At 62.4% G+C, this 12953-nt stretch carries 12 protein-coding genes; 5 read left to right on the top strand and 7 right to left on the bottom strand.

The window, feature by feature from the left end; translation table 11 throughout:
* The first annotated feature begins 55 nt into the window (after window positions 1-55).
* From ABFX23_RS11430 to moaB, 3 genes are read left to right on the top strand one after another with little or no spacing between them, the layout of a single operon-like run.
* Window positions 56-787, top strand: coding sequence for a uracil-DNA glycosylase family protein (locus ABFX23_RS11430; RefSeq protein ID WP_346033176.1), 732 nt, complete (start codon window positions 56-58; stop codon window positions 785-787).
* Complete coding sequence (locus ABFX23_RS11425) at window positions 784-2544, top strand: transglycosylase SLT domain-containing protein (RefSeq protein WP_346033175.1); 1761 nt, start codon at window positions 784-786, stop codon at window positions 2542-2544. The genes ABFX23_RS11430 and ABFX23_RS11425 overlap by 4 nt, the downstream gene beginning before the upstream one ends.
* Window positions 2544-3071, top strand: coding sequence for a molybdenum cofactor biosynthesis protein B (gene moaB, locus ABFX23_RS11420; protein WP_346033174.1), 528 nt, complete (start codon window positions 2544-2546; stop codon window positions 3069-3071). Before ABFX23_RS11425 ends, moaB begins: the two co-directional genes overlap by 1 nt.
* Here moaB and ABFX23_RS11415 read toward each other — a convergent pair.
* Window positions 3068-3409, bottom strand: a complete 342-nt coding sequence (locus tag ABFX23_RS11415; protein ID WP_346033173.1) for a VOC family protein — start codon at window positions 3407-3409, stop codon at window positions 3068-3070. The two genes, moaB and ABFX23_RS11415, sit on opposite strands and share 4 nt — an antisense overlap.
* Before the next feature lie 48 nt (window positions 3410-3457).
* On the opposite strand from ABFX23_RS11415, the gene ABFX23_RS11410 reads away from it, so the two are divergent.
* Both ABFX23_RS11410 and ABFX23_RS11405 read left to right on the top strand, forming a co-directional pair.
* Window positions 3458-4540, top strand: a complete 1083-nt coding sequence (locus ABFX23_RS11410) for a PA0069 family radical SAM protein (protein WP_346033394.1) — start codon at window positions 3458-3460, stop codon at window positions 4538-4540.
* 122 nt (window positions 4541-4662) lie between these two features.
* Window positions 4663-5805, top strand: a complete 1143-nt coding sequence (locus ABFX23_RS11405; protein ID WP_346033172.1) for an OmpA family protein — start codon at window positions 4663-4665, stop codon at window positions 5803-5805.
* A gap of 110 nt (window positions 5806-5915) precedes the next feature.
* Here ABFX23_RS11405 and ABFX23_RS11400 read toward each other — a convergent pair whose 3' ends face one another.
* The 6 genes from ABFX23_RS11400 to ABFX23_RS11375 form a co-directional block, all read right to left on the bottom strand.
* Window positions 5916-6719: a helix-turn-helix domain-containing protein gene (locus tag ABFX23_RS11400; RefSeq protein WP_346033171.1), complete on the bottom strand. Its 804-nt coding sequence runs from the start codon at window positions 6717-6719 to the stop codon at window positions 5916-5918.
* An 8-nt stretch (window positions 6720-6727) separates the two neighbouring features.
* Window positions 6728-10195 (bottom strand): DNA polymerase III subunit alpha, encoded by a 3468-nt coding sequence (gene dnaE / locus ABFX23_RS11395; protein WP_346033170.1) that lies wholly within the window; start codon window positions 10193-10195, stop codon window positions 6728-6730.
* A gap of 39 nt (window positions 10196-10234) precedes the next feature.
* Window positions 10235-10585, bottom strand: a complete 351-nt coding sequence (locus ABFX23_RS11390) for a hypothetical protein (RefSeq protein ID WP_346033169.1) — start codon at window positions 10583-10585, stop codon at window positions 10235-10237.
* A gap of 121 nt (window positions 10586-10706) precedes the next feature.
* Entirely contained in the window at window positions 10707-10988 is a 282-nt protein-coding gene (locus tag ABFX23_RS11385) for a hypothetical protein (RefSeq protein ID WP_346033168.1), read from the bottom strand.
* A gap of 49 nt (window positions 10989-11037) precedes the next feature.
* A complete protein-coding gene (locus tag ABFX23_RS11380; protein ID WP_346033167.1) occupies window positions 11038-11718 on the bottom strand; it encodes an ABC transporter ATP-binding protein in 681 nt (226 codons plus the stop codon).
* Window positions 11711-12952, bottom strand: coding sequence for a lipoprotein-releasing ABC transporter permease subunit (locus ABFX23_RS11375; RefSeq protein WP_346033166.1), 1242 nt, complete (start codon window positions 12950-12952; stop codon window positions 11711-11713). The genes ABFX23_RS11380 and ABFX23_RS11375 overlap by 8 nt, the downstream gene beginning before the upstream one ends.
* Window position 12953: the final 1 nt, after the last annotated feature.

Here is a 12953-nt window from a genome sequence, read left to right as displayed (position 1 = left end):
CGGATTGGGCTTGATCGTTGCCCGGCGGGCCGTCAAGACCACCCTTGGTCCAAACATGGAAAATCGCAACGAAATCCCCCTGGGCGATCAGTTTGCCGCTGCCATGGACTGGTGGCGCGATGCCGGCGTGGATTACGAGTTTTCCGACGAGATCGTGCCGCTTCTTGCAGACGAAGCGGATGCCGAGCACGCTCGCCCCACCGCACCGGCAGAGGTAAAGACGGAGGAAAAGCCGCCCGAACCCAAGGTTAAATCGGCTGACTTGCCAGGCGATCTCGCTGCGTTTCGTGACTGGTGGGTCGGCCCGGACAATCCCTTTGCCAACGGTCACGCCGCACGAATTGCACCCATCGGCAAGGAGGGCGCGCCACTGATGGTGATAACGGCCATGCCGGAAATCGAGGATCGCGACAGCCTGCTGTCCGGTCCGCAAGGTCGCCTCGTCGGCAACGTGCTGCGCGCCATGGGTCTCGACCCGAACCTCGCCTACTTCGCCAGCGCCCTGCCTTGCCACACCACCCTGCCGGACTGGGACCAGCTGGCTGCCGATGGCCTCGGCTCCGCGATTATTCATCATGTCACGCTGGCAAAACCACAGCGCGTGCTGCTGTTCGGCAGCAAGCTTCCCGCCGTGCTCGGACACGATCCCGCGGCGCCGCCCGAATCCTTCTCGGCCATTGCCGACACCGCCACCCTCGCAACATTCGCCCCCGACCGCCTCCTGGACCATGCGCGCCAACGCGCCCGGCTCTGGAAGCGGCTCTGCCAATGGACTGCCGCCCAATGAAGTTCACTGCCGCTATCGCCATTGCGATGTCCTGCGTGATCGCCGCGCCTGCGCTCGCGCAGGAACGGGATTCGCGCACCTATTTCACCGCTCGCATCTATGATCGCCCTGCCCCCCAGCAGCTTTCACCGAAAGATCGTGAATATTACGACAGCCTGTTCGGCGCGATCGAGGCTGGCGACTGGAGCCTGGTGGACAGCCTGTTCCAGCAACGCTCTTCCGGACTGCTCCACGATGTGGCCCGCGCGGAATATTATCTTGCCGCGAACTCGCCTCGCGTCGAGGCCGACCAGATCGCGCAATGGCTCCAATCGGGTGCGGAACTGCCCCAGGCCGCGCAGCTCGTGCGCCTTGGCCAGACGCGGGGCCTGACGGGTGAACCCAACCTGCCATACGCGCGCGACTTCGTGTCACAGCGGTCCGTGCCACGCCGCACACGGCCCCGCTCCGTCAACGATGGAACGATGCCCGCGGATATCGAACGCGCTATTCTCGAGCGGATTACGAACGACGATCCGTCAGGCGCACGCTTGCTGCTCGACGGGGTCGACTCCTCCCTCAGCCCGGAGGCGCGGGCCGAATGGCGCCAGCGCGTCGCGTGGAGCTATTTTATCGAGAACCGCGATGCCCAAGCACTCGCAATGGCGCAGACCGTGCCCGAAGGTCGCGGCGCATGGGTGGCGGAGGGCGAATGGACGGCAGGGCTTGCCGCCTGGCGCCTTAACGATTGCGAGACCGCCAGCGGCGCTTTCCAGCGCGCGGCACAGCAAGCCGTCAGCCCCCCGCTACGCGCAGCTTCCCTGTTCTGGGCATCGCGGGCGGCTCTGCGGTGTCGTCAGCCGGGCCTGAGTGAAGACCTGCTGAGCGATGCCGCACGGATGGACGAGACCCTCTATGGCATGCTCGCTGCCGAGCAACTCGGCCGGCAATTGCCGGATCGGGTAGAGAACGCAGACTTTTCCGAAGAGGATTGGCGGGCGATCGGCAGCAATCGCAATACCCGCGTGGCCGTTGCCTTGGCCGAGATCGGCCGTGACGTGCTCGGGAGCCAGGTACTTCTGCACCAGGCGCGCATTGGCGACCCGCGTCATTATGCTGCCTATTCCCGCCTCGCCCGCGATCTGGGCTTCCCGCAAACGCAGCTCTACATGTCGCTCAACGCGCCGCCCGGCGGGGAGGCAGATCCCGCATCGCGTTACCCTGCGCCAAAGGCCGCGCCCTACAATGGCTGGCAGGTCGATCCGGCTCTCGCTTTCGCGCATATCCTGCAGGAAAGCGCTTTCCGCGCCAATGCCGTCAGCCCGGCGAATGCGCAGGGACTCATGCAGATCACGCCGATTACCGTCCGCCAGCACGCGCCGACGCTCGGCCTTAACGCTGGTTCGATCAACATCTTCGATCCCGAGACCAACCTCGCGTTCGGCCAGCAGAACTTGCTGATGCTGCGCGATAGCCCCGTTACGCGTGGGCGGATGCCGGTAATAATGGCGGCCTACAACGCCGGGATGACACCGATTACCCGCTGGGAGACCGAAATCAACGACCAGAACGATCCACTGCTTTACATGGAAGCGATCCCTTATTGGGAAACGCGCGAATATGTCTCGATCGTGATGCGGCATTACTGGATGTACGAGCGTCAGGCGACCGACGTTTCGCCCAGTCGCATGGCCCTTGCGCAGAACGGATGGCCGTTGTTCCCCGATGGTACTGCGCCCACCGATGGCCGGGTCTACATGTCTGCCGGGGGGGACTGATGGCAATTGACGAAAACCGGACTTTCCGGCCCATCAATATCGCCTTGCTGACCGTGTCCGACACGCGCGGACCGGATGAAGACACCTCTGGCGATATCCTGGCCAAGAGGATCGCGGCGAAAGGTCATAATCTGGCAGCCAGGGCGATCGAGAAGGACGATGCCGACGCTATCGTGGCCCTGCTGGGCAAATGGATAGCCGATCCGGGGATCGATGCTGTCGTGTCTACCGGCGGCACGGGCCTGACCGGGCGCGACGTGACGCCCGAAGCGCTCGACCGCATCAAGGACAAGGATATTCCCGGCTTCGGAGAACTGTTCCGCTGGATCAGTTACCAGACCATCGGCACCTCCACGGTCCAGTCCCGCGCGCTCGCCGTGCTGGCTGGCGGTACATATATCTTTGCCCTGCCCGGCTCTAACGGTGCGGTGAAGGATGGCTGGGACCGCATCCTCGACGAACAACTCGACAGCCGTAACAGGCCGTGCAACTTCGTTGAACTGATGCCCCGCCTGAACGAGCGCTAGTCGGAAGCAGGCTGGTACACAGCCATCGCCTGTCCTTCCGGGTCGGTGAAATGGAAGCGCTTTCCGCCGGGGAAATCGAACACATCCAGGGTGATGGTTCCACCGGCGTTCCGCACCGCCGCTACTGCCGCAGCAATGTCATTCACGCGCACGACCGGGAGCGGCCCCTTGCCCTGGTGCTGTCCCGTGCCGTTCAGCGCGAACTGACAAAGACCATCTTCGAATGCGGCATAACTCTCGCCGTATGAGGTGAAGTCCCAGCCAAATACGCTTGAATAGAAATTCCTTTGCGCGCCCACCGACTGCGCCGGAAGCTCAACGTAATCGAGTATTCCCATGGCATCCTCCGCCCTTGCCTCGCGGCCACTATGTTCTATATCTGTTCCATGCGCAAGAACCAAGTCCCCCAGCACGGCCGCGGTGCCCAATCGGCCAATGTGCCGCAGAGGTTCGGTCTGGCTCAGCGGCATGTCGATGGTGATTGGCGGGACGCGGTCGAAGCTGTCGACGGCCCCGCGCCCAAACTGCGCACGACCGTAACCGAAGAAGCTCCGAGATCGATCCTCTCGTTCAACCAGTCGCCGGACATCGGATTCGACCGCTCGATTAACGCCTATCGCGGGTGCGAACACGGGTGCATCTACTGCTTCGCGCGTCCGACGCACGCCTTTCACGACCTGTCACCCGGCCTGGATTTCGAGACGAAGCTGTTCGCTAAACCGCAGGCGGCAGACCTGTTGCGCAAGACGCTGGCACGACCCAGGTATCGCCCGCACCCGATCGCGATGGGGACGAATACCGATCCCTACCAACCGATCGAAGGCCGGTACCGCATTACGCGGCAAGTGCTCGAAGTCTGCCTGGAGACTCGCCATCCTGTCACCATCACGACCAAATCGGATCGGTTGCTGCACGATCTGGACCTTCTAGAAGAATTGGCGCGCCACAAGCTCGTCGCGGTTTCCATTTCGGTGACAAGCCTTGATCCGACGCTATCCCGACATCTCGAACCACGTGCAGCATCGCCCGCCAAGAGACTGAACGCACTCGAGAAACTGGTGAAGCACGCGGTGCCAGTCCATTGCTCCATCGCCCCGGTCATTCCTGCGATCACGGACATGTTCATGGAAGAAATTGTCGCCCGCGCCGCAGAGGTAGGAGTGGAGAACTGCGGATGGATACCGCTGCGCCTGCCACACGAAGTTGCCCCGCTGTTCCGGGAGTGGCTGGAAATCCATTACCCGGAGCGCGCTGGAAAGGTGATGGGCATCGTCCGGTCGATCCGCAACGGGCGCGATAACGATCCTGATTTCTTCACCCGCCTGAGGCCGAAAGGGGTCTGGGCCGACCTGTTCAGGGCGCGCTTTCGCCTCGCATGTCGCCGCGCAGGTATCGAAAACCCTCCGATCGAGCTCGATACCGTTGCATTTCGACCACCCCAAACAGGCAGACAACTTCAATTGTTATGAAGGGCTTCGCATTGATGGTGGTTTGCGGTAACACGCCTCTCAGCTTTGTCGCAATTGCGAGATGATCGTGAAAGCGGCGTTGCGCGTAGAGATTCGCGTTCCTTTACATGGGGGAATACCAGATGAAGAAGTTCACAGTCGGCCTGTTGTCGGCAACGGCGTTTATCGCCACGCCTGCAATGGCTGGAGATGACGAGTTTTATATCGGCGTTGGTTCGGGCATCGGCAAAGCCGAGAAAACGGAACTGACGGAGCAGGTTTTCGAGCGCGATGTGCGCCTCGAGAGCGAGCTTGGTTGGGAAGCCGAAGCCCTGATCGGTTATGATGCCGGTCCCCTCCGCTTCGAAGTCGAAGGCTCCTACAAGGACTTCGATATCGACACGATCGATGCGGGTGTCGCCGGCATTCCCGGTTTCTTCACCCCCAACGGTTACCTTACCGAAACGGGCGTATTCGATCCGGTTCGCGGCGATCTCAGCATGTGGAGCGGCATGTTCAATGCCTTGCTCGACTTCGGCGGGAATGACGGCATCGGCCTGTCGATCGGCGGCGGCGTAGGCATCAGCAGCGTCAGCTTCGACAATGTGACCGCCTTCGAAGACAGCCCCGGCTACCTCGACGAAAGCGACACGCGCTTTGCATGGCAGGGCATTGCCCAGGTCCGTGCGCCGGTCACGAGCAACATCGACGCTTCGGTGAAATACAAGTATCATCGCGTTTCCGATGTCGAACTGGTCGACAACGTTGGCCGCGATTTCGTGGGTAACGTCGGTACGCACACCGTGCTGGGCACCTTCATCTTCAACTTCGGTGGTGATGAACCGGCTCCGCCGCCTCCCCCCCCGCCCCCGCCGCCGCCTCCTCCGCCCCCTCCGCCCCCTCCGCCACCGCCGCCTCCGCCGCCGGCTCCGGTCTGCGAGCAGGGCCCCTACATCGTGTTCTTCGATTGGGACGAGTCCACCATCACTCCGGAAGCAGCCACCGTGCTCAACTCCGCCATCACCGCCTACGGCGATTGCGGCACCGCAGCCATTATGCTGGCCGGCCACACCGACCGCTCCGGCTCGGTCGAATACAACATGGGTCTGGCAGAGCGTCGTAACGCATCGGTCCGCGAATACCTCACCGGTCGCGGCATCCCGGGCGGTCGCATCTCCAGCGAAGCCTTCGGCGAAAGCATGCCCCGCGTGCCCACCGCCGATGGCGTGCGCGAACTGCAGAACCGCCGTGTGGAAATCACTTACGGTCCGGACTCGGGCATGTAAGTCCACACGGACACAGCAACGAAAAGGGCCGGGAGCAATCCCGGCCCTTTTTGTTTGGCGAGTGCTTCGGTGAATTGCCGAAACCTTCGCGCTTTCAGCTGTAATCTAGATCAGCGGATGAAATACCCGCTGACTTCCCAGCCCGCATCGCCTTGCATCATCACCAGCGTTTCGACGGCGATACCGGACCGTCCCTCGAACTGGGTGTTGAACTGGAGAACTTCGTATTCGCCCTCGGGAGCGGCCGGGAGGGTCGATGTACGCTGAACGGTTGCGATACTGCGCGATTGAACTTCTCCAAGCGGAGAACGGACCGGTTGGACAGCCGCGGCCCATTGCGCAGCAGTCGTTTGCGACTGAAAGAATTCGCCCGCAACCTGCCAGCTGCCTTCCCAATCTCCAGCATCGACCTCGGCGAGAAAGGCATTGGCCTCCGCGATGGACTCTGCGTCTGCAACCGCGGCCTGCGGTGGCACATCTTCGCGATCGGCGGAGATGGATGCGGTTTCTGCTTTCTCGCTTTCGGGGCCATTCCCCACGATCAGAGAGACGGCTGCAATTGCGATAAGTACGGACATGGTCAGCATTCCTCCTGCTAGCCACACGGCCTTTGTGGGACCGCGCTGACGCTTTTCGTTGAGGCCTGCAGTTTCCCGCTGCGCTTTGCCGTCCACCATCCCCATTTCATTGTGTGCATGAATTTGGGGTGAGGCACCCTCCGCATCCCCCAAGATTCTTGCGGCTTCCCGGCTGCTTGAGACCCCTATCTTGCGGCGCGCGTTGCGCAGGCGATCGTTGACGGTATGGACAGAAATCCCCAGCTCGGCAGCGCTGGATTTCGCGTCGTGACCTGCAAGCAGGAGGCGAAGCGCTTCCTTTTCCTTGTCGGTGAGGTCTTCGACAGCGTCAGCCATGCGCTATCCTATGCGACGAGCCGCAAGTGTCCAACGCCGCGAATTGGAGTTAGCGCCACATTGCTGAGGCCCGGAATGGCAGACAGCTTGTCTACCATGTCACCACCCAGCTTGTAGTCGCTTCCCAGCAACATCTTCGGCTCGTGGTCCTCGCCAAGTCGCAGGTGAAGAACGACTTCACCGTGGCCCGCGCGACCGATCTCCAGGATTTCCGCGAGAGCGGCAATCGCATCGGGCTGGTGAACGTCGGCCGTCAGTTGCATCTTTGCCGAGCTCTTCACTTCCGAAAGCGGGCGCGCCCCGCGCACGGTAACGCGCGGCGGATCGTCGGGATTGGGCGAGTCGAGTTCAACGTTGAGCAGAACGCAGGTGCCGTCTTGCGCCCACTGCACAAAACTGTCGACCAGCGATTCCTCGAAGCAGGCTGCACTGAACTGGCCGGACGAGTCGGAGAAATCGGCGCGGATGAACTCCGCGCCGCGCTTCGTGCGGCCCTTGTTCACGCTTTCGACCATCGCAGCCATGACAGCCGGAGCGCGACCGCCGTCGACCCCGCCCTCCATCAGTGCGACATAGCTGCGCGCGCCGTTGGCGGAGGCGACCTCGCGGAATTCCTGCACCGGATGGGCAGCGAAGTAGAACCCGAATACGTCCTTCTCGACGTTCATCTGCTCGGACCTCGGCCAAGCCTCTGCATCCACAAGCCGCAGGTCTGGCTCAACGTCGTCCTCACCGCCGAACAGCCCGGCCTGCCCGCTGCTGCGCTCACGATTGGCGGCATCAGTCACGGCAAGCAACATGTCGGCATTTGCCAAGACTTTCGCCCGGTTCGGCTCGAACCTGTCGAATGCACCCGCCCCAGCCAGACCTTCGAGCTGCTTGCGGTTCATCGAACCGGCGGGAAGGCGCTTGAATACGTCCTGCAGGCTTTCGAACGGACCGTGCGCCTCCCGTTCGGCCACGACCATTTCCATCGCCCGCTCACCCACGTTGCGAATTCCTGCCAGCGCATAGCGAACGGCATGGCCGGTATCGGTTTCCTCGACGCAGAATTCCGCTTCGGACCGCGTGATGTCGGGCGGCAAAAGTTCCACCCCGTTGCGCCGTGCATCGTCGACGAAGACCGCCAGCTTTTCCGACTGGTGCATGTCGAAGCACATGGACGCAGCGTAGAACTCTTCCGGGTAATGCGCTTTCAGCCAGGCCGTCTGGTAGCTGAGCAAGGCGTAGGCGGCAGCGTGCGACTTGTTGAAACCGTAGCCTGCAAACTTGTCGATCAAATCGAACAGGCGGTTGGCTTCGTCCTTCTCGATCCCGCTGACTTCCTTGCATCCTTCGCAGAAGCGTAGGCGCTGCGCATCCATCTCGGCCTGGATCTTCTTGCCCATCGCGCGGCGCAGCAAGTCTGCGTCCCCAAGCGAATATCCCGCCAGGATCTGGGCGGCCTGCATCACCTGTTCCTGGTAGACGAAGATGCCGTAGGTCTCTTCCAAGATGCCCGCGAGTTTCTCGTGCGGGTAGATGATCTCTTCCTCGCCAGCCTTGCGCTTGCCGAAGCTGGGGATGTTGTCCATCGGGCCGGGCCGGTAGAGCGAGACCAGCGCGATGATATCCTCGAACTTGGTTGGCTTTACCGCCGTCAGCGTGCGACGCATGCCTTCCGATTCCAGCTGGAACACGCCCACCGTGTCACCGCGCTTGAGCAGGTCGAACACGCCGGGATCGTCCCAGGCCAGGGTATCGAGATCGATGGTAATATTGCGCCGCTTGAGCAGGTCCACCGCCTTGCGCAGGACGGAGAGGGTCTTCAGGCCGAGGAAGTCGAACTTCACAAGGCCAGAATCCTCCACGTGCTTCATGTCGAACTGCGTCACCGGCATGTCCGAACGCGGGTCGCGATAGAGCGGGACCAACTGGCTGAGCGGACGATCCCCGATGACCACGCCCGCCGCGTGGGTGGAAGAGTTTCGCGGGAAACCCTCTAGCTGCATGGCGAGATCGACGAGGCGCTTCACCTCGTTGTCGTTGTCGTACTCGCGCTTGAAGTCGGCGGCACCGTTCAGCGTGCGCGGCAAGGTCCACGGATCGGTCGGGTGGTTGGGCACCATCTTGGTGAGCCGGTCCACCTGGCCATAGGGCATCTGCAGGATGCGGCCCGTATCGCGCAGCACGGCGCGCGCCTTCATCTTGCCGAAGGTGATGATCTGGGCGACCTTGTCCTTGCCGTAACGCTCTTGCACGTATCGGATCACTTCGCTGCGCCGCGTTTCGCAGAAGTCGATATCGAAGTCTGGCATCGAAACGCGTTCCGGGTTCAGGAAGCGTTCGAACAGCAGGCCGAGACGAATGGGGTCGAGGTCGGTAATCGTCAGCGCCCATGCGACCAGCGAACCGGCACCAGAACCACGGCCCGGACCGACCGGAATCCGTTGCGCCTTTGCCCACTTGATGAAATCGGCAACGATCAGGAAGTAACCGGGAAAACCCATGTTCTTGATGATGCCGACTTCGTAATCGAGCCGGTCGGTGTAGGTCTTCAGTTCCGCGTCGGAGAGCTCCTCGTACTGCTCCAGTCGCGCAGCGAGGCCACGGCGCGCATCTTCCTCCAGCATACGTTCCTCGCCCTCAAGGTCGCCTGCGAGGCTGGGCAGGATCGGCTTGCGACGCGGCGGAGCGAAGGCGCAGCGCTGGGCGATGACCAGCGTGTTCTGCGTGGCTTCGGGCAGGTCCGCGAACAGCTCTTCCATCGTCGACGCCGACTTGACGTAGGCTTCCGGATTGGAGGTCGGCCTGTCGTCGCTGTCGATCTGGCTGGAATTGGCGATGCAAAGCATGGCGTCGTGCGCGCTGTGCATGTGCGGTTCTGCGAAATTGGCAGGGTTAGTGGCGACGAGCGGCAGGTTCTTGGCATAGGCAAGTTCGATCAGCCCCTCTTCCGCCGCTTCCTCCACCGGATTGCCGCGCCGGGCCAACTCTATGTAGAACCGCGACGGGAACAGGGCGGACAGCCGATCAGCCAGTTCGTGCGCCTTGCGCTCCTTGCCGTCGGCCATAAGGCGCGTGATCGCCCCTTCGCTCGCGCCGCTCAGCGCGATCAGGCCGTCGGTATGCCCTTCGAACTCGCCCATGCCGACGTGCGGAATGCGCTCCAGCGGGCGATCGAGGTGCGCGGCTGAGACGAGGTGGCACAGATTGTTCCAGCCATCCTCGTCCTGCGCAAACAGCGGCAAATGATCGACGGTCTCACCATCGTCAGCAAGCACGCCAAGCAGTGTGCCCACGATTGGCTGGACGCCCTCCCCCTTGCAGGCCCCGGCAAACATGCTGGAACCGTACAGTCCATTGCGATCACAGATGGCGATGGCGGGAAAGCCCTTCTCCTTCGCCAGCTTCGCGATCGCCTTGGGATCGATCGCGCCCTCCAGCATGGAATAACTGGAAAGCACGCGAAGGGGGACGAAAGGCGAAAACGGCATCGACGCAATATGCGCATTCGCACCGGATTCGCCAAGCGATCAGGTCGCGCTGTCCCCCGCATCCTCCGCCTTTGCAGCGGCGATTTTCCGGCGGGTGTCGCGGATGGTTGACCAGGCACCGTATACGATCAGGGCCGCGAGAAAAATCCACACCCACAGCGGGATATCCTGTCCGAAAACGGCGAGGTAAATGTAGGCGGATACGAAGAAGAAACCAGCCAGCATGGTGGGCGCAACGGTGGACCGCCCGGCCCTTGCCCGCTTCACCAGCCAAGCGATGGAGGCGAAGAAAAACGGGATGGCGCCGATGTAGATCGCCCCGAAGATATAGGGGTTCACATTGTACTGTGCGCCTTGCGCCAGGATCCAGGTGTTCAGTGCTTCGAGCAATGCAGGTCCTCGGGGGATGTTTACGCTGTGTATCCCCGAGGGGCCGTACGAAAGTTACCCGGACTTTGGCCGGTAGGCGACACCGGGCATGAGACTTGCGCTGCCCCGGCCAACCCGCGGATCAATCGTCGCTCGGGAAGGTCTCGCTGTTGTAGAGATTCACGATCTCCTGGTATTCGAATTTCCGGTCGCCGGCTTTCTGGATGTAGTAGTTTTTCCGGCTGTCTTCCGGCATCATCATGATGTGGCGGATCATGTCTGCGAAGGTGCCGTCACGAATGGACTTCGCGCCATCCAGCACGCCGCCGCCGTCTCCGGCATGGTGCAGGAACGCGCGGTCGTCCCACTGGATACCGGGGCGATGCGTGTCTTCCGCTCTGTAAGTGCTGGGATGGTCGGTCATGGAAAATCCTCCTTTATCCATTCAACGCCCGGGCCGCCCGCCGGTTTCCCTATTCGATGCGCCCTTCGTGCAGGCGGACCACCCGGTCCATCCGCGCAGCAAGCCGCTCGTTGTGGGTAGCGACAAGCGCGGAGCTGCCCTGCTCGCGCACCAGTTCGAGGAATTCGGACAGCACGCGGTCGGAGGTTTTCTCGTCGAGGTTGCCGGTCGGCTCGTCCGCCAGCACCAGCTTGGGCCGATTGGCTAAGGCGCGCGCCACGGCGACGCGCTGCTGCTCACCGCCAGAGAGCTGGCTTGGACGGTGATCGAGCCGGTGTTCCAGCCCGAGCGCCGTCAGCAATTCGTCCGCCCTCGCCTCGGCATCCTTGCGTTTCGTGCCGAGTAGCAGTTGAGGCAGCACCACGTTCTCGCGCGCGTTGAAATCGGGCAGCAGGTGGTGGAACTGGTAGACGAAGCCGAGGTGCTCACGGCGCAATGTCGTGCGACCGGCGGCATCGAGATCGCTCGCTTCGGTGCCTGCGAGCTGGATCTGGCCGGAGAACCCACCTTCCAGCAGGCCGACAGCCTGCAACAGCGTGGACTTGCCCGAACCGGAAGGGCCGAGCAGCGCCACGATCTCTCCCGGCGCAATTTCCAGGTTCGCACCGCGCAGCACGTCGATACGCACGCCGCCCTGTTCGAAGCTGCGCGTCAGGTTGCGCAGGGCAATTACGGGTGCCGGACTATTCATAACGCAGCACCTCAACAGGATCGGTGTTCGATGCGCGATACGCCGGGTAAAGCGTTGCAAGGAACGAGAGGCCCATGGCGGCCCCGGCAATCACCAGCACCTCTATCGGGTCGGTTCGCGCTGGCAGTTCTGTCAGAAAGCGCACCGAAGGATCCCACAGTTCGACGCCGAAGACAGTGCTGATCCCCTCCACGATGGGTTGGCGGAAAAGCAGCACCAGCAGGCCGAGCGAGACGCCCGACAGCGTGCCGATCACGCCGACGATGGAGCCGGTGGTGACGAATATCTTGAGCAGGCTTCGCCGCGTCGCGCCCATGGTTCGCATGATGGCGATGTCGCGCGTCTTCGATCGCACCAGCATCACCAGCGAGGAGAGGATGTTGAACGCCGCCACCAGTACGATGATGCCGAGCGCAAAGGCCATGGCGACCCGTTCCACCTGCAATGCCTCGAACAGGCTGGCGTTCATGTCCTGCCACCCCGTCACCACGGCGCGGCCGGAAAGGCTTTCGGCAACAGGGGCGAGGATCTCGTTCACGCGGTCCGCGTCTTCGGTCTGCACCTCGATCATGGAGATCGAATCGCCGATCATCAGCAGTGTCTGCGCCTCGGGTATCGGCATGACAACGAAGCGTTCGTCAAAGTCGTAGAGGCCCACTTCGAACACGGCGGTAACGGTGTAGCCGATCTGCCGCGGCACGGTGCCGAAGGGTGTCGGGCGGCCTTGCGGATTGATGATGGTGATCGTGTCGCCCACCCGGATACCCAGGTTCTGCTGCAGGCGGGAGCCGATAGCGACGTTGCGCGCGCCCGGTTGCAGCGTGGACATGTCGCCGACCAGCACGTTCTCGGCCATGTCCTCAAGGTCTTCAGGCGTGTTGCCGCGCACGAAGATGCCTTCGGCCCTGCCGTTGTAGGTCGCGAGCAAGGGCTGTTCGATCAGCGGCGATGCCTCGACCACGCCCGGCGTGCTGCGCACTTCCTCCAGCACATCCTCCCAGTTTTCGAGCCTTCCGCCGTATGCCTGCACCACCGCATGGCCGTTCAGTCCGGTGATGCGGTCCAGCAGTTCGGCGCGGAAGCCGTTCATCACGCTCATCACGATGACGAGCATGGCGACGGACAGCATGACCACGGTGATGGAAATGCCCGCCACCAGCGCAATCACCGCCTCGCTGCGTCCCGGCAGCATGTAGCGTTTGGCAATGGTCCATTCGAATGGGGAGAGGATCACT

The organism is Erythrobacter westpacificensis, from assembly GCF_039542285.1.
GTDB lineage: Bacteria > Pseudomonadota > Alphaproteobacteria > Sphingomonadales > Sphingomonadaceae > Alteraurantiacibacter > Alteraurantiacibacter westpacificensis.
Note: the sequence above shows the minus strand (reverse complement) of the source record. Positions and strands in the feature narration are given on the sequence as shown.